At 75.9% G+C, this 19,958-nt stretch carries 16 protein-coding genes and 1 pseudogene; 10 read left to right on the top strand and 7 right to left on the bottom strand.

Annotation, left to right across the window (positions count from 1 at the left end; genetic code table 11):
• Window position 1: 1 nt before the first annotated feature.
• From ACGF4F_RS15705 to ACGF4F_RS15695, 3 genes are all read right to left on the bottom strand, one after another.
• A complete protein-coding gene (locus tag ACGF4F_RS15705; RefSeq protein ID WP_357438324.1) occupies window positions 2–418 on the bottom strand; it encodes a helix-turn-helix transcriptional regulator in 417 nt (138 codons plus the stop codon).
• A 158-nt stretch (window positions 419–576) separates the two neighbouring features.
• Complete coding sequence (locus ACGF4F_RS15700; RefSeq protein WP_357438321.1) at window positions 577–1,728, bottom strand: SAM-dependent methyltransferase; 1,152 nt, start codon at window positions 1,726–1,728, stop codon at window positions 577–579.
• 259 nt (window positions 1,729–1,987) lie between these two features.
• Window positions 1,988–3,637, bottom strand: a complete 1,650-nt coding sequence (locus tag ACGF4F_RS15695; RefSeq protein ID WP_357438319.1) for a DEAD/DEAH box helicase — start codon at window positions 3,635–3,637, stop codon at window positions 1,988–1,990.
• A gap of 317 nt (window positions 3,638–3,954) precedes the next feature.
• Between ACGF4F_RS15695 and ACGF4F_RS15690 the strand changes: the two genes are divergently transcribed.
• Window positions 3,955–4,599, top strand: coding sequence for a ferritin-like fold-containing protein (locus ACGF4F_RS15690; protein ID WP_357438317.1), 645 nt, complete (start codon window positions 3,955–3,957; stop codon window positions 4,597–4,599).
• Between the two features lie 51 nt (window positions 4,600–4,650).
• On the opposite strand, the gene ACGF4F_RS15685 is transcribed toward ACGF4F_RS15690, so the two are convergent.
• Complete coding sequence (locus ACGF4F_RS15685) at window positions 4,651–4,878, bottom strand: DUF3107 domain-containing protein (RefSeq protein WP_073834372.1); 228 nt, start codon at window positions 4,876–4,878, stop codon at window positions 4,651–4,653.
• A 65-nt stretch (window positions 4,879–4,943) separates the two neighbouring features.
• Window positions 4,944–5,582, bottom strand: coding sequence for a TetR/AcrR family transcriptional regulator (locus ACGF4F_RS15680; RefSeq protein WP_073834371.1), 639 nt, complete (start codon window positions 5,580–5,582; stop codon window positions 4,944–4,946).
• A 917-nt stretch (window positions 5,583–6,499) separates the two neighbouring features.
• Here ACGF4F_RS15680 and ACGF4F_RS15675 point away from each other — a divergent pair.
• From ACGF4F_RS15675 to ACGF4F_RS15650, 6 genes and pseudogenes are all read left to right on the top strand, one after another.
• Window positions 6,500–8,560: a hypothetical protein gene (locus tag ACGF4F_RS15675; protein ID WP_393077954.1), complete on the top strand. Its 2,061-nt coding sequence runs from the start codon at window positions 6,500–6,502 to the stop codon at window positions 8,558–8,560.
• Between the two features lie 46 nt (window positions 8,561–8,606).
• Window positions 8,607–9,713, top strand: a complete 1,107-nt coding sequence (locus ACGF4F_RS15670) for an alpha/beta fold hydrolase (RefSeq protein ID WP_393077852.1) — start codon at window positions 8,607–8,609, stop codon at window positions 9,711–9,713.
• 5 nt (window positions 9,714–9,718) lie between these two features.
• Entirely contained in the window at window positions 9,719–10,627 is a 909-nt protein-coding gene (locus ACGF4F_RS15665) for a DUF3152 domain-containing protein (protein ID WP_357438311.1), read from the top strand.
• Window positions 10,628–10,713: 86 nt separating this feature from the next.
• Window positions 10,714–11,601: a DUF3152 domain-containing protein gene (locus tag ACGF4F_RS15660; RefSeq protein WP_357438308.1), complete on the top strand. Its 888-nt coding sequence runs from the start codon at window positions 10,714–10,716 to the stop codon at window positions 11,599–11,601.
• Window positions 11,602–11,708: 107 nt separating this feature from the next.
• The gene (gene moeZ, locus ACGF4F_RS15655) at window positions 11,709–12,890 is read left to right on the top strand and encodes an adenylyltransferase/sulfurtransferase MoeZ (RefSeq protein ID WP_357438305.1); all 1,182 of its coding nucleotides are present in this window, start codon (window positions 11,709–11,711) and stop codon (window positions 12,888–12,890) included.
• 79 nt (window positions 12,891–12,969) lie between these two features.
• Window positions 12,970–13,830 (top strand): annotated as a pseudogene (locus ACGF4F_RS15650) (hypothetical protein); the annotation flags it as partial.
• Window positions 13,831–14,220: 390 nt separating this feature from the next.
• Here ACGF4F_RS15650 and ACGF4F_RS15645 read toward each other — a convergent pair.
• Entirely contained in the window at window positions 14,221–15,462 is a 1,242-nt protein-coding gene (locus ACGF4F_RS15645) for a glutamate-5-semialdehyde dehydrogenase (RefSeq protein WP_357438303.1), read from the bottom strand.
• A 44-nt stretch (window positions 15,463–15,506) separates the two neighbouring features.
• Window positions 15,507–16,664: a glutamate 5-kinase gene (gene proB, locus ACGF4F_RS15640; RefSeq protein WP_393077951.1), complete on the bottom strand. Its 1,158-nt coding sequence runs from the start codon at window positions 16,662–16,664 to the stop codon at window positions 15,507–15,509.
• A 13-nt stretch (window positions 16,665–16,677) separates the two neighbouring features.
• Here proB and ACGF4F_RS15635 point away from each other — a divergent pair, with 13 nt between their 5' ends.
• Genes ACGF4F_RS15635 through ACGF4F_RS15625 form a run of 3 tightly spaced genes read left to right on the top strand, consistent with a single transcriptional unit; the run spans window position 16,678 to window position 19,908 of the window.
• On the top strand, window positions 16,678–16,989 hold the full coding sequence (locus ACGF4F_RS15635) for an MGMT family protein (RefSeq protein ID WP_357438297.1): 312 nt from the start codon (window positions 16,678–16,680) through the stop codon (window positions 16,987–16,989).
• Between the two features lie 32 nt (window positions 16,990–17,021).
• A complete protein-coding gene (locus ACGF4F_RS15630; RefSeq protein ID WP_393077847.1) occupies window positions 17,022–18,401 on the top strand; it encodes an MFS transporter in 1,380 nt (459 codons plus the stop codon).
• 34 nt (window positions 18,402–18,435) lie between these two features.
• Window positions 18,436–19,908, top strand: a complete 1,473-nt coding sequence (locus tag ACGF4F_RS15625) for an aminotransferase class V-fold PLP-dependent enzyme (protein WP_357438293.1) — start codon at window positions 18,436–18,438, stop codon at window positions 19,906–19,908.
• The last annotated feature ends 50 nt before the right edge of the window (window positions 19,909–19,958 follow it).

Below are 19,958 nucleotides of genomic sequence, written 5' to 3'. Positions count from 1 at the left end.
GTCAGCCGGCCCGGCGGACCGGGCGGCGCGCCAGGTAGCGGAGCAGGTCCCGGATGTGGTGCTTCTCCTCGGCCGGGACGTTGGGATCGGCCAGCCGCGCCAGGATCACCCGGACGTCCGCCTCGACCGGGGCGTCCTCGGCGCGGCGGCGGGGGACCTGGCCGGCGTCGGGCAGGCCGAGAGCGCGGAAGGCGGCCGCCACCGGCAGGTCGAGTGCGGCACAGAAGCCGCGCACCTTGGCCAGCTCCGGGTAGTCCTGCCAGTCACCGGCCAGCCAGCGGAACACCGTGGACCGCCCCACACCCGTGTGCGTGGCCAGCTCGGTCACCGTCCAGCCGCGCTCCTCGCGGGCGTCGTCGATGGCGCGCCGCACGAACCGGGCGAACGCCATCTGCGGCGAAACCTCTGCGGAACCCATCCCTCCGGGTCTTCCCTCTCCGGCGCGAGCACCGGACGGTGCGGCCTCCGACAGGGTAGTACGAACGAGGGTCGAAGTAACTGACTGATCGGTCGGGTGGCGGGACGGCCGGGACGGCAGATCGGTTGTCCCGAATCAACTACCGCGACCGGCCGCAGTCAGGTCGGCGATCCGGACAGCAGGGTCTCCAGCCGGGGCGTCACGGCCCACTGGTCGACCAGCTCCCGATACTCCGCCCGCTGGTTGGCGGTCGGCGTGTGCCCGGTGTGCCGGGCCCGGATCAGCAGGTTGCGCGGGGTGTGCCGGGAGTCGACGAACTCCACCACGTCGGCCCGGTAGCCGTGCAGCCGGAGCAGGCCGGCCCGCAGCGCGTCGGTCAGCACGTCCGCGAACCGCTCGCGCAGGATGCCCTGCCGGGTGAGCAGCTCGTACGGCCCCGGGGTCGGACGGGCGCGGAGCTGGGCCGCCACGTCGTGGTGGCAGCAGGGGGCGGCGAGCACCCATCGGGCATTCCACCGGACGGCGCGGGCCAGCGCCTCGTCGGTGGCGGTGTCGCAGGCGTGCAGCGCCAGCACCAGGTCGGGTGCCGGCTCGACCACCGCCTCGGCGATGGTGCCGGCCACGAAGCTCACCCGGTCGGCCCAGCCCAGCCGCTCGGCCAGTTCGGTGTTGCGGCGGCGCTGGTCCTCGCGGACGTCCACCCCGACCAGCGTCACGTCCAGCCCGCGCCGGATCAGATAGCGGTACGCCGCGAACGTCAGGTAGGCGTTGCCGCAGCCGAGGTCGACCACGCGCAACGGCCCGGTCAGGTCGTCGGGCAGGGTGGCCGCCAGCGCGCGCAGGAACGCGTCCACCTGGCGGCGCTTGGCCGCCGAGCCGCCGATCTCGGCGAAGATCGGGTCGCCGGGGTCGAGCAGGTAGTCCTTGGCCCGGTCGTGGCCGCCCGGCTCCGGCGCCGGTCGGCTCGCCGCCGCCCGGTGCACCTGCGCCACGCCCGACTTGGTCACCCGGAGCTGGAGCGTGGTGTCGGCCGTCTCCACATGCCAGTTGCCGAAGGGCTCGGCGAGCAGTGCGTCGACCGCCGCGCCGGCCTCCGCGCCCGGCGCCACGTTGCGGGTGTACGGCCGGACGCCGTCCGAGGTGGCGATCTGCAGCCGCAGGCCGGCCTTCAGGGTGACCGGGCGCAGCTCGGCGCGGACCACCGAGGGACGCTCGCCGCGGCGCCGCCCGGCGGCGACCGCCCGGGTCAGGGTGGGGTCGAGCAGCAGCGCCCGTACCTCGGTCAGGGCGGCGTCCAGCGGTTCCGGCATGGCCTCATCTTCCTCGTCGTCGGGCGGGCCACCGCCGCGCCCCGTCTCGCGGGTGTCCCGCGTCGCCATCCCTGCCGCACTGCGCCCGTGGCTGCAGAGCGCTCTGCGGCCTTGACGCAGCGGTCTGTTGGTCCACTCCGGGTGCGGGATGTTGCGGTGTCAGGGAGCCCGGACCCCGCGACGTGCGGGACGTGGAGTCGATCTGAAGCGGGAACGGCCCTCGGACCGGTACCGGTCCGAGGGCCGTCGCCCATCGCTGTCAGTCGGCGGTCGCCTCGGCCGGCGTACCGCTGCCCGCACCACCACTGCGGCGGCGCCGGCGGCGGCGCGGCTTGGTCGGCGTCTCGCCCTCGGCGGCTGCGGCCACGGCCGGCTCGGCCCCGCCCTCGGCGGTGACCGCCGCGGTGGGCTCGCCGGCGACCGTCTCACCGGCCCGGCGGCGCCGGCGGCGGCGCGGCGTGCGGGTGCCCTCCTCGGCGGCCGACTCGGCGCCGCTGTCGTCCTCGGCGGGCGTCGCGGCGGCGTCGCCGCCCCGACCCCGTCGGCGTTCCCGGCCCCGGCCCTCGCCGCGCCGTGCACCGCGCTCGCCGCGGCGCGACCGGCCACCGCCCAGGTCCTCCTCGACCTCCGCCGACAGCCCGGCGCGGGTGCGCTCGGCGGTCGGCAGGGTGCCGGTGATCTCGCGGGAGATGTCCAGGTCGGTGTAGAGGTGCGCGGAGGTGTGGTACGTCTCCGGCGGCTCGGGCATGTCGAGCCCGAGGGTCTTGTCGATGATCCGCCAGCGCGGCATGTCGTCCCAGTCGACGAAGGTCACCGCGACGCCGGTCGCCCCGGCCCGGCCGGTACGGCCGATCCGGTGGGTGTAGGTGTCCTGGTCCTCGGGGCAGTCGTAGTTGATCACGTGGGTGACGCCGGTGACGTCGATGCCCCGGGCCGCCACGTCGGTGGCGACCAGCGTGTCGATCTTGCCGGCGCGGAACGCCCGCAGCGCCCGCTCCCGGGCGCCCTGGCCCAGGTCGCCGTGCACGGCGGCCACCGCGAAGCCGCGGAAGTCCAGGTCCTCGGCGACCCGGTCGGCGGCCCGCTTGGTGCGGGTGAAGATCATGGTCAGGCCTCGGCCCTCGGCCTGGAGGATGCGGGCGACGATCTCGACCTTGTTCATCGAGTGGGTGCGGTAGGCCAGCTGCTGGGTCTGCGGCGACGGACCGGTCTCGGCGGTGTGCCCGGCGTGGATCGTCACCGGCCGGCGCAGGAAGCGCCGGGACAGGGCGACGATCGGGTCCGGCATGGTGGCCGAGAAGAGCATGGTCTGCCGGTCCTCCGGCAGCATCGCGAGGATCTTCTCGACGTCGTCGAGAAAGCCCAGGTCGAGCATCCGGTCGGCCTCGTCGAGCACCAGCGCGTGCACCCGGTCGAGCCGCAGGTGCTTCTGCTTGGCCAGGTCCAGCAGCCGGCCCGGGGTGCCGACCAGGATCTCGACGCCCTTGCGCAGCGCCTCGATCTGGGGCTCGTAGGCCACGCCGCCGTAGATCGGCAGCACCCGGACGCCCCGGGTGCGGCCGGCGGCGTCGAGGTCCCTGGCGACCTGGATGCCCAGTTCGCGGGTGGGTACGACGACCAGCGCCTGCGGCAGGCCGTCGCTGCCCTCGGACGGGGCGAACACCCGCTCCAGCAGCGGGATGCCGAAGCCGAGGGTCTTGCCGGTGCCGGTCGGCGCCTGGCCGATCAGGTCGACGCCGCGCAGCGCGATCGGCAGCGCGTACTCCTGGATGGCGAACGCGCGGGTGATGCCGGCGGCCGCGAGGGCCTCGACGGTCTCCTGGCGGGCGCCGAGCTCGGCGAAAGTGGGAGCTTCCGGACGAACCGGAGCGGTGGGGGCCAGTTCCTGGCCTTGAATCTGCTCGCTCATATGGATTTGGGGGTGCCCTCTCGTGGTGCGCCCCTCATGTCCTCAGGGCGCGGTCGGTTTGGCGCGGGCCACACGGTCGGGGGCGGTACGCCGAGCCGGACCGGGCCGCACGCGCGCCGGGGGCCGGACAGTGATCAGCTCGGTTGATGTCCTCTGCTGATCGGTCGGTGCCCACGGCAACTGTTCCATACTACCTGAACAGCCCCTGGGCCGTCCTGATTCCGCTGCTGGGCCGCTGTTCCGGGGGTAGCAGGCGTGACCTGGGCCACAGATCGACGGGGTCAGCGGGGATGGCGGCCGGGCGGTAGCCTGCGCTCGTGCCCGCCCCCGATCCCGCCCTGGTCGACCTGCTCGGCCTCGTGGCGTACGGCGAACTGCTCGCCTTCGACCGGCTGGCCGCCGACGCCCGCCTCGCCCCCGACCTGCCCCGGCGGGCCGCGCTCAGCGAGATGGCCGCCGCCGAGATCGCGCACTACCGGTGGATCGCCGACCGGATCACGGCGCTGGGCGTACGGCCCGACGAGGCGATGGCCCCGTACGTCGAGGCGTTGCAGGCGTACCACGACTCGACCGAGCCGAAGGACTGGCTGGAGGCGGTGACCAAGGCCTACGTCGGGGACGCCGTCAGCGACGACTTCCTGCGGGAGATCGCCGACGGGCTCGACGGGCCGGACCGGCAGCTCATCCTCGACGTGCTGCACGACTCGCGGTACGCCGAGTTCGCCGCCACCGAGATCCGGGCGGCCATCGAGGCCGACCCCCGGGTGGCCAACCGGCTCTCCATGTGGGCGCGGCGGCTGGTCGGGGAGGCGTTGTCCCAGGCCGGCCGGGTCGCCGCCGCGGACCGGGGCGCGCTCACCGCGTTGATCGCGCGCCGGGAGGGGGTGGACGTGTCGGCGCTGTTCCGCCGGCTGACCGACGCGCACACCGCGCGGATGACCGCTGCGGGGTTGAACAACTGACGCCCGGAGCCGCCGTGGCGGGGTGCCCGCCGCAGCGGCTCCGGCCGGAAATCAGCGGACGGTGAACCCGACCGCGCGGGGTGCGGCCTCGGCGATCTCGACGTAGGCGACCTTGCCGACCGGCACGATGACCCGCCGGCCCTTCTCGTCGGTCAGGGAGAGCGTGCCCTCCCCCTTGGCGATCGCGTCGGTCACGATCTGCTCGACCTCGGCCGGCGACTGCCCGCTCTCCAGGACCAGCTCACGCGGCGCGTACTGCACGCCGATCTTGACCTCCACGGTGCCTCCTCAACTGGGGCGAAAAAGCCGCCGTGAGAAGGCTATCCGATCTGGCGTACCGATGTTCAGGCTGACTCGCCTTGCAGCGGGAAGCTGGCGATGCCCCGCCAGGAGAGGGCGGCGACCAGCGCCTCGGCCTCCGCCTTGGGCACCTGCCGGCCGCTGGCCAGCCAGAACTGGGCGGCCGTCTCGGCGGCGCCGACCAGGCCGGAGGCGAGCAGCTCGGCGTGCGCCCGGCTCACGCCGGTGTCCGAGATGATGGTGTCGGTTATCGCGGCGATGCAGCCCTGCTCGACCCGTTCCACCCGCTGCCGGACGGCCGGGTCGTTGCGCAGGTCCGACTCGAAGACCAGGCGGAACGCCTCGCTCTCGTGATCGACGAAGTCGAAGTAGGCGCGCACCGACGCGCTGACCCGCTCCTTGTTGTCGTTGGTGCCGCGCATCGCGTCGCGCACCTTCGCCACGATGGCGTCGCAGTGCGTGTCCAGCAGCGCGAGGTAGAGCTCCATCTTGCCCGGGAAGTGCTGGTAGAGCACGGGCTTGGAGACTCCCGCCCGCTCGGCGATGTCGTCCATCGCGGCAGCGTGGTAGCCCTGCGCGACGAACACCTCCTGGGCGGCGGCGAGCAGTTGCTTGCGGCGCGCCGAGCGGGGCAGGCGGGTGGGCCGGCCGGCGGTCTGTGCACCGTTCCCCACAGCGGTCATGGGAACCTCCGAGTTTCATCGTACGAGCCGGCACTTATCACCCGAACCGGTCGGGGCTCGTGAACCCGTCGCGGAATTGGCCCGCCGCTGTAACTTATCGCCACTGTCGCCACACGGTAGCCTCAGCGGGGGCGACCAAGGAGCGCGCGGTGAGTGATTCAGGGCAACCCGGAGCCGCCACCCCGGGAGAGCACGGCGACGGGACGGGTCAGCACGACGACCTGGCCCGCACCGGCGGCGGGTGGGCGCCCCCGGCGTCCGGCTGGGCCCGGGGCGCGGAGCCGCCGGCCGCCTGGCCCCGCGCCGATCTCACCGGTTGGGGCGCCTCGTCGCCCCGCCACGGCGACCTCCCGGCCCCGCTGCCGGGGCTGCCCGCCGAGGAACCGTCGGGCCGGGTCAACGGCCGCCACGTCAACGGCGTGGACCACGCCGGGGAGGAGTCGCCCGTGACCCGCCAGGCGCCGGTGAGTGCCCCGCCCGTCGACGAGCCACGCCGGGAGACCGACGCCGACCGCCTGGTCGTCCCGGCCCAGCGGCCCGCCCCCGCGGTGGAGCAGCCGTCCGCCGAGGCGGAGCCGCCACCGGCCCGGCATTCATCGGACGAAGCGCTGCCCGGCCGCGTGTCGCGCCGGGCGGAGGGCAGGGGACCCACCTCCGCGCCGCCGGCCCTCCAGGTGCCGCCGGTCGGCGCGGCCGCCTCCGGCTTCGAGGTCCCGCCCGGCTTCCACGCCCCGGCCGCCGAGCGGGCCGCCGCCGAGCCGCCCCCGTCACTCTCCCGGGGCTGGGCCGACCCGCGCCCGCCCGAGTCGCCGGCCGCGGCCGGGGACTGGGCCGACCAGCGCCTGCCGGAGTCACCGGCCGAGCCGCCGTCCGGGTCCCGGGGCTGGGCCGACCGAGGGCCGGGCGAGCCGCCGTCGCTGTCGCGCGGTTGGGCCCCGGCCGACTCGCCAGCCGGGCCGCCGTCGCTCTCCCGGGGTTGGGCCGAGCGCCCCTCGTCGGCGCCGCCGGCCGGGCCGGCCGTGGACCCGCCCGAGGAGCCGCGCACCCCGGCGGCCGACGACCCGCGCGCGCCGGCGGACGAACGCCGACCGTCGCCGGCCGAAGAGCCGGAGTGGTCCGAGCCCGGCTGGGGCGGCGGCTGGGCGCCGGCGTGGTCGCGCGAGGCGGAACCGGCCGGCCGCCGAGCCCGGGAGGACGAGACAACGGGCCGCCGCGCCCGCGAGGAGGAGCCGGTCGGCCGCCGCGCCCGCGACGAGCGCGCCGCCGAGTGGGCACCCGAGCCGGCCGAGCAGCCCACGCCCCACGAGCCGCCGCGCGGCGAGCCGACCCGCCCGCACGAGCCGGTCCGGGCCGAGCCGCCGTCCGGGTACGGGCCACCGCGCCCCGAGCCGGCCCGGCCGTACGAGGTGTCCCGGAGCGACGCCGAATCCCACCCGGCCTACGAGCCGGTGGCGCGGGAGAGCCGCGAACGGCCCTCCTGGGCCGGGCCGCCGGTGCCGGTGACCCCGTTCAGCGCGCCGCCGCACGCCGCTTCGACCAGCGCCCCGCCGGTGCCGCGGGAGGCCCCGGCCAGCGCCCCGCCCGCCGGGTACGGCCCGCCGGCCGGCGCCCGGGCGGAGGAGCGCGAGGGCGCGTCGTACCGGCCACGCACCGACGAGACGCCGGGCCCCGTCGCCGGCGGCGGGTCCCGCGTCGACCGCACCCCCGCGCCCGCCCCGACGAGCGCGCCCCCCTACGCGGCCCGCCGGTCCGCCCCCGAACCGGTGCCGACGGCCGAGCCGGCCGCCGAGACCCGGCCGGCGGACCCCGCCGCGGCGGTGCTGCCGCAGCGCGTCCCCGCCGAACCGGACGTGCCCGTCGTGCCGGAGCCGCCAGCCGTGGAACCGCCCGCCGAAACCCCGGAACTCGCCCGCATCGCCACCCACCTGCGCCGTGACGACGAGCCCGCGCCGCTGCGCGAGCGGCCCGAGGGCTTCGACGTCAACGCCATCCTCGACGCCGTCCGGGAGGTGGCCGGCGTCCGGGACGCGGCGCTGCGCCGTACCCCGGCCGGGGCGCACAGCCTCCGGCTCGACCTCGCCGACGGCGCCGACCCGGCGGAGGTGAGCCGGATGGTGGCCCGCCTGCTCCAGGAGCGGATGGGGCTGGCCGCGGCCCCGCAGAACCTGCCCGGTGCTCCCGTCGCCGCACCGCCCCCGGTCCGTCGCCGGTCGGCCCAGACGCGCCCGGAGCGGGCCACCGGCGAGCCGCGGGTGGCCGAGGACCGACCGGGCGCGCCCCGACCGGTCCCGAGCCGGTCGGCGGAGGGCCCGTTCGGCGCGCCTGAGGCGCGAGCCGGCCGGCCCGCGGAGCTGCCGACCGAGGGCGCCGAGCCGGCTGCCGAGCCGCCCCGCCGGCGCCGGCAGGCCGCGACCCACCGGGGCCGGGCCACGGTGGAGGAGTCGTCGCTCGCCGCCGCCCCGGCCGGCGCGGCCACCGGAAGCCCGGTCACGCTCGGTACGTCGTACTCGGGCGGGCAGATGACCACGACGGAGACCGCACCCTCCCGACCGCTGGACACCAGCGGCGCGCCGGGGCCCCGGGTGCTGATCGACCACGTCCAGATGAGCACCTTCGGCCTCGACGCCACCGTGGAGGTACGCCTGATCGCCGGGGACCGGACGGCGGAGGGGCACGCCACCGGGCCGGCCGTCGACGGTTACGTGCTGCGGCTCTGCGCGGTGGCCGCCGCGGCGGCGGTGGACGAGCTGCTCGGCCGCGCGGCCTCGACCGGGGAGCGGGGACGCTGCTTCGTCGAGCACGCCGCGGTGGTGCCGTTCGGCAACTGCGAGGTGGCGACCGTGGTGGTGCTGCTGGTCTGCGCCGGCTGGGTGGAGCAGCTGGCCGGTTCGGCGCTGGTGGCCGGCGATCCCCGGCAGGCGGCGGTCCGGGCGACCCTGGCCGCGGTGAACCGCCGGCTGGAAGCGCTGCTCGCCTGAGCCGAAGGCCGGTGTCGGGCGGCCGGGGCGCGGGAACACTGGAGCCATGAAACGCGCCGCCCTCTGGCCGGATCATCTCCTGCCCGCGCACCATGTCCCGCCGCCCTGGCCGGGCCGGGGCGTACGCCTCGACGGCGCGGTGACGTACGTCCGGGAGACCCCGGCCACCGGCCCCGGCGCCGAGCCGGCGCTCTACGTGCACGGCCTGGGCGGCTCGTCGCAGAACTGGACGGACCTGGCCGGCCTGCTCGCCGACCGGCTCGACGGGCAGGCGATCGACCTGCCCGGCTTCGGCCGCAGCGAGCCTGGCCGGCGATACACCGTGCCGGCCTTCGCGGACCGGGTGATCCGCTGGATCGAGCACAGCGGCCGGGGCCCGGTGCACCTGTTCGGCAACTCGCTCGGCGGTGCCGTCTCGGTACGGGTGGCGGCGCTGCGGCCGGACCTGGTCCGGACGCTGACCCTGGTCTCCCCGGCGCTGCCGTTCCTGGACTTCCGCCGCTCGTTGCAGGGGCGGATGCTGCCGCTGCTGGCGATCCCCGGAGGGGAACGGGTGGCCGCCTGGCGGCTGACTCAGCTCGCCCCCGAGATGCTGGCCCAGGAGGTGATGGAGGCGTGCATCGCCGACCTGACCCGGATCTGTGACCAGCGCCGGCAGGAGGCGATCGAGGAGATCCGGATCCGCTACGAGGCGGACCACTACGCCGCCGTGTACGTCCGGACGTTCCGGGGCCTGGTCGCCAGCTTCCTGCGGTCGTACCTGCCGGGCACCGGTTCGCTGTGGCGGCTGGCGGCGGCGGTGCGCGCGCCCACCCTGGTGGTCGGGGGACGGCAGGACCGGCTGGTGGACGTCCGGGTGGCGCCGCAGGCCGCCCGGGTGATCCCGGACAGCCGCCTGCTGATGCTCGACGGGGTCGGGCACGTGGCCCAGTTGGAGGTGCCCCGGACCGTGGCGCGGGCCGTCCTGGCACTGCTCGCCGAGGCCCGGGCCGACGCGGCGGCGGCCGGGTCGCGGGCCGGAGCGGTGCCCGCCGAGCCGTGGGTCGGCGGAGGGTCCGCCGAGGCCCGGGGTGGCGCGGTGCCCGCCGACCCCCGGGACGGTCTGCTCGCCGGAACGGAGGACAGCGCCCTCCGCCGGGACATGGCAGGCTGAGCGCGATGTCCTCCGCCCCCCGTCCGCGTCGCGCCGCCGCGCCGGTTGCCGCCCGTCGCCCGACAGTCCGCTGGCGATCCGCGATCGTACTGCTCGCGTTCCTGAGCGCCGCCGGGATCGCCGTGGCCGCCGCGGTGCAACGGCCGTCGGCCTGGGCCGAGGTGCTGGTCGGCGACGAGGGGCTGATCCAGCCGCCGGCACCGTCGAGCACCGGGTCGACGCCGTCCGCCCCGACGACTCCGGCGCCGACGCCGTCCGCACCGGTGAGCCCGTCGTCGACGCCGAGCCCGGTCAGCCCGGAGGCGGTGCTGAGCCTGCCCGGTCCGGTGCCCGCGCACGGGCGGGGCAGCTTCGCGTACGACGACCGGTCGGGCGAGGTGCTGGGCCGGGCAGGGGTGCTGCGGCGCTTCCGGGTGGCGGTGGAGGACGGCTCCGGCGAGGAGGTGCCGGCCTTCGGCGACGCCGTGCAGCGAGCCCTGGCCGGGCCCGGGAGCTGGGTGGACAGCGGCCGGCTCCGGCTGCAGCGGGTGGCCCCCGGCGAGCGGTACGACTTCACCGTCTACCTGGCCACCCGGGACACCGCCGGCCGGCTGTGTCTCGCCGGCGGAATCGACATCCGGGTGGGCGGGCGGCCCTACACGTCCTGCCGGGTGCCCGGCAAGGTGGTCATCAACCTGGACCGCTGGCGTACCTCGGCGCCGCATCTGGTCGCGGCGAAGGTGCCGCTGGACACGTACCGGCTCTACGTGATCAACCACGAGGTCGGCCACCAGTTGGGGCACCATCACGAGGGGTGCCCGGGGGCGGGGAAGGCGGCACCGGTGATGCAGCAGCAGACCCTCTTCCTCAACGGCTGCCGGCCGAACCCGTGGCCCTACCTGAACGGCAAGCGGTACACCGGTCCGGCGCTCTGACGTGCCCCGACGGCATGATGAGAACCATTCGCGTTATCTTGCAGCAAAGGCGGCCGCTCACCCCAATCGCGTGACACGCTGGCGATATGACCTCCCCGTCCCCTTCCGGCCCGAATGCCGAGCCCGGTCAGCCGCCGCCCGACGGTCCGGCCCGGCTCGACTTCGACCGCCCGCCGGCCCATCCGGGGACCACCGCCCCGGTCCCGCCCGGGCCGCGCCGGCTGCGGTGGCGGCGCCGTCGTACCGCCCTGCTCCTGATCGCCGTGCTGGCGGCGGGTGGCAGCGTGGCAGGTCTGCCGGTCCTGGTCCACCGGTCCGCCGACCGGCCCCCGGTGGCCACCTCGAACCAGCGGTCGGCGGACGGCGGGCGCGACGAACCCCGGGTGGCGCCGAGCGGCTACCCGACCGTCGGCCCCGGCAGCTTCGCCGCGGCCGACGGCCGCTCACCGGTCCGGGGGTACGAGGGGCCGCTGCGCCGCTACCGCGTCGAGGTGGAGCAGGACACCGGCCAGGACGCGGACGAGTTCGCCGCCACGGTGGACGCGGTGCTCGGCGACCCCCGGAGCTGGATCGCCTCCCGGGAACTGCGGGTGCAGCGGGTGGCCGAGGCGTCCGCCGCCGACTTCACCATCTACCTGGCCACCCCGGCCACCTCGGAGCGGATGTGCGCCGACGGAGGCCTGAGCACCCAGCGGTACACCTCCTGCCGGTTGCCCGGCCGGGTCGTCATCAACCTGGCGCGCTGGATGGAGGCGGTGCCGGACTACGGTGCGCCGCTCGAGGTCTACCGGACGTACGTGATCAACCATGAGGTCGGGCACGAGTTCGGCGAGCTGCACCAGGCCTGCCCGAGGCCGGGCGAGCCGGCCCCGGTGATGCAGCAGCAGACGTACGGACTGGACGGCTGCCTGCCCAACGCCTGGCCGTACGTCGACGGGGTCCGCTACGAGGGGGCGTTGACCGAAGGGGTCTGAGCTATTCCCGCTCCCGCATGTCGGGCTACGTGTCGCTCATCATGGCCGATCCCTACCGCGGCGAGTGACAATTACCGGGTCCCGCCGCCGATCCCGGGGAGTCCACCGTGTCGCTGCCCCCGCTCGTCGAACCCGCCGCCGAGCTGACCGTAGACGAGATCCGTCGCTACTCGCGCCACCTGATCATCCCGGACGTCGGGGTGGAGGGGCAGAAGCGGCTGAAGAACGCCCGGGTGCTCTGCGTCGGTGCCGGCGGTCTCGGCTCGCCGGCCCTGCTGTACCTCGCCGCCGCCGGCGTCGGCACCCTCGGCATCATCGACTTCGACACCGTCGACGAGTCGAACCTCCAGCGGCAGGTCATCCACGGCGTCTCCGACGTCGGCCGGTCGAAGGCCGAGTCCGCCGCCGCGTCGATCCGCGAGATCAACCCGCTGGTCACCGTGGAGATCCACAACACCGCGCTGGACCGGGACAACGTCAAGGAGATCTTCTCCCAGTACGACCTGATCGTCGACGGCACCGACAACTTCGCCACCCGCTACATGGTCAACGACGCGGCGGTGCTGCTCGGCAAGCCGTACGTCTGGGGTTCGATCTACCGGTTCGACGGCCAGGCGTCGGTGTTCTGGGCCGAGCACGGCCCCTGCTATCGCTGCCTCTACCCGGAGCCGCCGCCGCCCGGCATGGTCCCGTCCTGCGCCGAGGGTGGCGTGCTGGGCGTGCTCTGCGCGTCCATCGGCTCGATCCAGGTCAACGAGGCGATCAAGCTCCTCACCGGCATCGGCGAGCCGCTGGTCGGCCGGCTGATGGTCTACGACGCCCTGGAGATGAGCTACCGCAAGATCAAGGTCCGCAAGGACCCCAACTGCGTGCTCTGCGGCGAGAACCCGACGGTCACCGACCTGCTGGAGGACTACGAGGACTTCTGCGGCGCGGTCTCCGTCGAGGCGCAGGAGGCGGTGGTCGACTCGACCATCACCGCGCTGGAGCTGAAGGAGTGGCAGGACGCCGGCAAGGACGTCTTCCTGGTCGACGTCCGGGAGCCCGCCGAGTACGAGATCGTCCGGATCCCCGGCGCGACCCTCATCCCCAAGGGCGAGATCATCTCCGGTGAGGCGCTCGCCAAGCTCCCGCAGGACCGGCAGATCGTGCTGCACTGCAAGTCCGGCGTCCGCTCCGCCGAGGCGCTCGCCGCGCTGAAGGCCGCCGGCTTCAAGGACGCGGTGCACGTCCAGGGTGGCGTGCTCTCTTGGATCAAGCAGATCGACCCGTCGCTGCCCGCCTACTGAGTCGGACCGAGCGGGCCCTTCCGCGATGCCGGTAGGGCCCGCTCGTACCCGCCGGTGAGCCGGGCCCTCCTCAGCCGAGATACCGAGGCGGGAGCACGTTCCCGCAGGTAGCGTCTCCGTCGTGGTCGATCTGGACGCCGCCATCGGCTTCGTCGTGGCGCATGGGGACGCGGTGGACCGCGCCCGCCTCTCCCGGCTGCGCACCGGTGCCCCGGTGCCGGCCGAACTGCTAGACGCGGCCGAGGCCGGGCAGGCACCCGGCGGTGGTTGGCCCGCCCTGCTCGACGGCGAGGTCGCCTCGGTCGACGCGACCTGCTTCCGGCTGTCCGAGCTGGACGACCTCGGGGGGCTGAGCCGCCCCGCCGCCCGGCACGCCCTGGACTGGCTGGCCGCCCGGCAGCTGCCGGACGGCGGCTGGGACGAGGACCCGTCACTGGCCGGGTTCGCCCCCGAGTGGGCCACCCCGGGTGACCCGGAGGCGCAGCTGTACCTGACCGCCAACGCCGGGTTCTGGCTGACCGTCGCCGGGCTGGACGCCCGCGCCGCCGGCCCGCTCGACCACCGGGTCGGTGGGGCGTACGCCGGGGTGGTGCAGGCGGCGGCGCAGGCGCTCGCCGCGCAGCTCGCCCCCGACGGGAGCTGGCCGTCCTTCCTTTCCACCGGCTGGCTGGCCGCGGCCGTGCTGCACCGCCAGCAGATGTACTACGAGTCGGCGCGGATCCAGGCGGTGCTGGCCGAGCGGATCCCGCAGCTGTCCCCGGCCGACGTGGCCTGGCTGGCCGCCACGCTGCGCCGGGTCGAGGTGGGCGAGGAGCAGTGGCTGATGGTGGCGGCGCGCCAGCGGCTCGCCGAGACCCAGCGCAGTGACGGCGGCTGGGACAGCGACGATGGCCACCAGTTCGACGTGCACACCACGCTGCGCGCGATCCGGGCCTGCCGGCCGAGCGCCCCCGAGGCCCGGTTGTCCGGCAGCCGGTTCGTGCCGCCGCAGCCGGCCGCGCTGCCGAGCCCGCCCGCGGTGCCGGCACCGCGCCCGGCGCCCCCCGCGGACGCCGTGCCGCCGCCGGTCGCGCCGGCCATCGAGCTGCCCTCGGACGTCGTGGCGCCGTCCGCCCCGCTGGCCCGGCCGTTCGTGCCGCCGCCCGGCACGCCGCCGTGGTCCGCCGACCCGTCGCCGGACGCCGGCGCGCCGGTGCCGCCGCCCGTGGTGCTGCCGCCCGTCGTGCCGCTGTCCGGGCCGGAGCCGGCGGGGCCGCCCGCGCCGCCCGCGCCGCCCGCGCCGCCCGAGCCGGCCGCACCGGCTGTCTGAGCAGGGCGGCGCCCAGGCGGGTCAGCGCAGGTGGCCGTCCCCGGTGACCACGTACTTGGTGCTGGTCAGCTCGGGCAGCCCCATCGGGCCCCGGGCATGCAGCTTCTGTGTGGAGATGCCGATCTCGGCGCCGAAACCGAACTCGCCGCCGTCGGTGAACCGGGTGGACGCGTTCACCATCACCGCCGCCGCGTCCACCCGGGCCACGAACTCCCGGGCCGCAGACTGGGAGTCGGTGACGATCGCCTCGGTGTGGCCAGTGCCGTACCGCCGGATGTGCCGGACCGCCGCGTCGAGCGAGTCGACGACGGCGACCGAGATGTCGGCGGAGAGGTACTCGGTGGCGAAGTCCTCCTCGGTGGCCGGGACCACCGCGGCCGAGTGGGCGGCGACTCGGGCGTCGCCGTGCACGGTGACCCCGGCGTCGGCGAAGGCGGCCAGCATCGCCGGCAGGAAGGCGTCCGCGACGTTCGCGTGGACCAGCAGCGACTCGGCGGTGTTGCAGGTGGAGAGGCGCTGGGTCTTGGCGTTGAGGGTGACCGCCACGGCCTTGGCGACGTCGGCGGCGGCGTCCACGTAGACGTGGCAGTTGCCCACCCCGGTCTCGATCACCGGCACGGTCGACTCCTCGACCACGGTCCGGATCAGCGAGGCCCCGCCGCGCGGGATCAGCACGTCGACCAGGCCCCGCGCGCGCATCAGCTCCTTCACCGAGTCCCGCGAGGTGGCGTCGAGGAGCTGCACCGCGTCCGCCGGCAGGCCGGCCGCGGCGATCGCGTCCCGGAGCACGGCGACCAGCGCGGCGTTGGAGTGGGCCGCCGAGGAGGAGCCGCGCAGCAGCGCCGCGTTGCCGGACTTCAGGCAGATCCCGGCCGCGTCCACGGTCACGTTCGGCCGGGCCTCGTAGATGATGCCGACCACCCCGAACGGCACCCGGACCTGTCGCAGCTCCAGCCCGTTCGGCAGGGTCGAGCCGCGGACCACCTCGCCGACCGGGTCGGGCAGCGCGGCCATCTGGCGCAGCGCGTCGGCGATGCCGGCCACCCGGTCCGCGTCGAGCGCCAGCCGGTCCAGCACCGCCGCGGTCAGCCCGGCCTCGCGCCCGGCCGCCAGGTCCGTCGCGTTCGCGGCCAGGAGCTCCGGGGTACGCGCCACCAGCGCGTCGGCCATCGCGTGAAGCGCGGCGTCCTTGACCGTACGCGGGGCGACCGCGAGGGCCTCCGCCGCGTCCCGGGCCCGCCGGGCCTGCTCGACGACGCTCATCCTGCACTCCTCAGGCGTCAGTGGGACGGCCACCCGTCCCGGATTCACAGCAGCACCAGGTCGTCACGGTGGACGACCTCCCGTTCGTACGCCGGGCCCAGGGCCGCGGCGAGTTCCGAGGTCGAGCGGCCCAGCAGCCCGGGCAGCTCCACCGCGTCGTAGTTGACCAGCCCCCGGGCCACCGGCGCGCCCGCGGCGTCCACCAGGTCGACCGGGTCGCCGGCGGTGAACGCACCGTCCACGGCGGTGATCCCGGCCGGCAGGAGGGACTTGCGCCGGCCGACCACCGCCTGCACCGCGCCCGGGTCGAGGTGCAGCCGGCCCCGGGGCGCGGTGGCGTGCGCGAGCCAGAACAGCCGGGCGGCCGGGCGGCGGCTGCTCGGGTGGAAGAACGTGCCGACCGGCTCGCCGGCGAGCGCCGCGGTGGCCAGCGGCGCGGCGGTGAGCACCACCGGGATGCCGAAGCCGGTGGCGATCCGGGCCGCCTCGACCTTGGTCACCATGCCCCCCGTGCCCACGCCGGCCCGGCCGGCGCCGCGGATGTCGACACCGGCCAGGTCGCCCTCGCCGTGCACCTCGGTGATCCGGGTGCTGCCGGGTCGGGTCGGGTCGCCGGTCCACAGCGCGTCCACGTCCGAGAGCAGCACCAGCAGGTCGGCGTCGACCAGGGCGGCGACCAGGGCGGCCAGCCGGTCGTTGTCGCCGAACCGGATCTCCTCGGTGGCCACCGTGTCGTTCTCATTGACAATCGGCACCGCCCGCAGGTCGAGCAGCTTGCGCAGGGTCCGGTACGCGTTGCGGTAGTGCGCCCGCCGGGTCACGTCGTCCACGGTGAGCAGCACCTGGCCGACGGTGCGCCCGTGCCGCGCGAAGCTGGCCGCGTACCGGCCGATGAGCAGGCCCTGCCCGACGCTGGCGGCGGCCTGCTGGGTGGCCAGGTCGCGCGGGCGTCGGGGCAGGCCGAGCGGGGCGAGACCGGCGGCGATCGCGCCGGAGGAGACCAGCACCACCTCGCGGCCGGCGCCGGCCAGTGCGCCGAGGGTGTCGACCAGGGCGTCGACCCGGGTGTCGTCCAGGCCGCCCGCCGCCGTGGTCAGCGAGGACGATCCGATCTTGACGACGATCCGGCGGGCCGAGGTGACTGCTTCGCGCACCCGACCATTCTGCGCGTCCGGGTCCCCCGGGCCCGGACGCGTTCCCATATCGTGGCCGGTCATGACGCCTGAGGAGTACGTCGAGGCGGTGCTCGACCTGGTCGAGCGGATCCCGCCGGGCCGGGTGATGTCGTACGGGGCGGTGGCCGACGCGCTCGCCGAGCGCTCGGGGCGGGCCTCGGCCCGGCTGGTCGGCTCGATCATGGCCCGGCACGGGGGCGGAGTGCCCTGGCACCGGGTGGTGAACTCGGCCGGACGGCTGCCACCCGGGCACGAGGTGGAGGCGCGGGCCCGGCTGCGGGCCGAGGGCTGTCCGCTGCGCCCGTCGGGGGTGGACATGGCGGCTGCCTGGTCGCCGGAGGAGGGGATGTGATCCACGCCATAACGTGAGTAGCATTCGGGCTCATGGACGGGACGGGGTCGCAGCCGGGCGGCCGGCTGCCCCGCCGGGTGCACCTCGGGTACGCGCTGGGCTCGCTGGTCACCGGGGCGTTCGGGACCGTGCCCGGGCTGCTCCTGCTGCCCTACCTCACCGACACGCTGGGCGTCGCGGCCGGGGCGGCCGCCCTGCTGGTGCTCCTGCCCAAGGCGTGGGACGTGCTGGTCAATCCGGTGGCCGGGCGGATCTCCGACCGCACCCGGTCCCGCTGGGGTGCCCGCCGGCCGTACCTGCTCGGCGGCGGGCTGGCGCTGGCCGTGCTCTTCGCCGCGATCTTCGCCGCGCCGTTCGGGGCCGGCCCGGCCGCCGGGGCGTACGTGGCGGTGGCGTTCCTGGCCACCGCGACCGCGTTCGCCTTCTTCCAGGTGCCGTACGTGGCGATGCCGGCCGAGCTGACCGGCGACCCGGCGGGGCGTACCCGGCTGATGAGCTGGCGGATCGCCGTGCTGGCGCTGGCCATCCTGGTCTCCGGCGCGGTGGCCCCGGCCGTGGTGACCGCCGGCGGCGACGGGGTGCCGGGACACCGCTGGATGGGCCTGTTCGTCGCCGCGCTGATCGTGGCCGGCGCGGTCGGCGCGTTCCTCGGCACCCGGTCCGCGCCTGCCGGCACGATGGGGGAGAGCGAACCGAGCCTGCGCGCCCAGCTCGCGGTCGCCGGCCGGAACCGGCCGTTCCGGGCCCTGCTGGTCTGCTTCGTGGTGCAGTCCGCCGGGGTGGCGACCGTGCTGGCCGGGGTGAGCTACTTCGCCGGCCAGGTGCTCCGCGCCCCGGAGACCGGGCCGACCCTGCTCTTCGCCTGCTTCGTCGGGCCGGCGCTGCTGGTCATGCCGCTCTGGAGCCGGGTGGGCGCGCGGGTCGGCAAGCGGGCCGCGCTGGTTGTCGCGTCGCTGCTCTTCGCGGCCGGCGCGCTGGCCCTCGTCGCCGCGCCCGCGCTGCCGGCCACCGGGGTCTACGCCGTGGTCGCGCTGATTGGCGTCGGGTACGCGGGCCAGCAGGTCTTCGCCCTCGCCATGCTGCCGGACTGCATCGCGTACGACACCGCGCGCACCGGGCGGCGGCAGGCCGGCGTGTTCACCGGGCTGTGGACGGCCGGGGAGACGTTCGGTCTGGCCCTCGGCCCCGGTATCTACGGCCTGGTCCTCCAGCTCTCCGGGTACGTGTCGTCGTCGACCGGGGTCGCCGCCGACCAGCCCGCCGGCGCCCGCCTCGGCGTGCTGCTCGGTTTCACCATCCTGCCGGCCCTGCTGGTCGCCGCCCCGGTGCTGCTGCTGCGCGCCTACACGCTGACCCCCGCCCAACTCGCCGCCGGCCCGCCGCAGTCGGCTGCCGCGACCGCGGGCGCATGAGCCGCCAAACCGCTTCCGAGGAAGGGCGCCATCGATGACCGAGGAAGGGACGGGCGCGCTGCCCGTCGAGGGGGTGCCCGCGGAGCGGGTGCTGGCGGAGATCCGGGCCCTGCGCGCGGCCGACCGGCCGACCCACGGCGGGCGGCTGTTCGCGTACGTCTACGACCCCGGGGTGGCCGGGCTGGACGAGCTGGCCCGGGCCGCGTACGCGGAGAGCGTCCACGTCAACGGACTCGACCCGACCGCCTTCCCGTCCCTGCTGGCGATGGAGAACGCCCTGGTCGGGGCGGCCGCCCGGCTGCTCGGCGGCGGGCCGGGCACGAGCGCCCCGGACGTGGTCGGCAGCGTCACCGGCGGCGGTACCGAGTCACTGATCCTGGCCGTCAAGGCGGCCCGGGACGCCCGGCCGGATCTCGCCGAGCCGCGGCTCGTGGTGCCGGCCAGCGGGCACGCCGCGTTCGCCAAGGCGGCCCACTACCTGCGGGTGGCCCTCGACACCGTGCCCGTGAACCCGGTCACGCTGCGTCCGGCGGTGGCCGACGTGGCCGCCGCGATCCGGCCGGAGACCGTGCTGGTCGCCTGCTCCGCCCCCGCGTACGCGCACGGCGTGGTCGACCCGGTCGCGGAGATCGCGGCGGTGGCGGCGGCCGCCGGGGTGCGCTGCCACGTGGACGCCTGCTTCGGCGGCTGGACGCTGCCCTGGCTGCGCCGGCTCGGCGAGCCGGTGCCGGCGTTCGACTTCGCCGTCGACGGGGTCACCTCGATCTCCGTCGACCTGCACAAGTACGCGTACGCCCCGAAGGGGGTGTCGGTGCTGCTGCACCGGGATCCGGGGCTGCGAGCGCCGCAGTACTTCGGGTACGCGGACTGGCCCGGGTACACGATGGTCAACCCGGTGATCGCCTCGACCCGGTCGGGCGGCCCGATCGCCGCCGCCTACGCCACCCTGCGCCATCTGGGCGAGACCGGCTACCTGCGGCTGGCGGCGCTGACCCGAGCGGCGGTGTCCGGGCTGGCCGACGCGGTACGCGCGGTCGACGGGCTCCGGCTGCTGGCCGAGCCGGAGTCCACCGTGGTCTGCTTCACCAGCGACGACCCGGGACTCGACCTGTTCGTGCTGGTCGACGAGTTGACCGCCCGCGGCTGGCACACCCAGCCCCAGCTCGGGTACGCCGGCCTGCCGGCCAGCGTGCACCTCACGGTGACCGCGGTGGTGGCCCCGCGGGTGGCCGAGTTCGGCCCGGCGCTGGCCGACGCGGCGGTGGCCGCGCGGGCGGCCGGTCCGGTCGCGCTGCCGCCGGAGCTGCGCGCGCTCGCGGCGTCGCTGACCCCGGCGGCGCTCACCCCGGAGCTGATCGCCGGACTGGCGGCCGGCCTGGGGCTCGGAGCCGGGCCGGCGCCGGACCGGATGGCGGCGGTGCACACCCTGCTTGACGCCGCCCCGGTGCGGCTGCGCGAGCGGCTGCTCGTGGAGTTCGTCGGGCTGCTGCAACGCCCGACCTGGTGAGCCCGTCCGGGGCCGGGAACCGACGTGGTGCCGGCCCCGGCCCTGGAGCG

It is taken from the genome of Micromonospora sp. NPDC047740 (assembly GCF_043204735.1).
Classification (GTDB): Bacteria; Actinomycetota; Actinomycetes; order Mycobacteriales; family Micromonosporaceae; genus Micromonospora.
The sequence above is the reverse complement of the archived record's forward strand: the minus strand, read 5'-3'. Positions and strand labels throughout refer to the sequence as shown.

Coding starts and splice junctions, on each gene's coding strand:
- ACGF4F_RS15680 (WP_073834371.1), bottom strand. CDS start 5,582: ATGACCGCTGTGGGGAACGGTGCACAGACCGCCGGCCGGCCCACCCGC.
- ACGF4F_RS15660 (WP_357438308.1), top strand. CDS start 10,714: ATGACCTCCCCGTCCCCTTCCGGCCCGAATGCCGAGCCCGGTCAGCCG.
- ACGF4F_RS15630 (WP_393077847.1), top strand. CDS start 17,022: ATGGACGGGACGGGGTCGCAGCCGGGCGGCCGGCTGCCCCGCCGGGTG.
- proB (WP_393077951.1), bottom strand. CDS start 16,664: ATGGGAACGCGTCCGGGCCCGGGGGACCCGGACGCGCAGAATGGTCGG.
- ACGF4F_RS15665 (WP_357438311.1), top strand. CDS start 9,719: ATGTCCTCCGCCCCCCGTCCGCGTCGCGCCGCCGCGCCGGTTGCCGCC.
- ACGF4F_RS15670 (WP_393077852.1), top strand. CDS start 8,607: ATGAAACGCGCCGCCCTCTGGCCGGATCATCTCCTGCCCGCGCACCAT.
- ACGF4F_RS15635 (WP_357438297.1), top strand. CDS start 16,678: ATGACGCCTGAGGAGTACGTCGAGGCGGTGCTCGACCTGGTCGAGCGG.
- ACGF4F_RS15705 (WP_357438324.1), bottom strand. CDS start 418: ATGGGTTCCGCAGAGGTTTCGCCGCAGATGGCGTTCGCCCGGTTCGTG.
- ACGF4F_RS15700 (WP_357438321.1), bottom strand. CDS start 1,728: ATGCCGGAACCGCTGGACGCCGCCCTGACCGAGGTACGGGCGCTGCTG.
- ACGF4F_RS15645 (WP_357438303.1), bottom strand. CDS start 15,462: ATGAGCGTCGTCGAGCAGGCCCGGCGGGCCCGGGACGCGGCGGAGGCC.
- ACGF4F_RS15625 (WP_357438293.1), top strand. CDS start 18,436: ATGACCGAGGAAGGGACGGGCGCGCTGCCCGTCGAGGGGGTGCCCGCG.
- ACGF4F_RS15695 (WP_357438319.1), bottom strand. CDS start 3,637: ATGAGCGAGCAGATTCAAGGCCAGGAACTGGCCCCCACCGCTCCGGTT.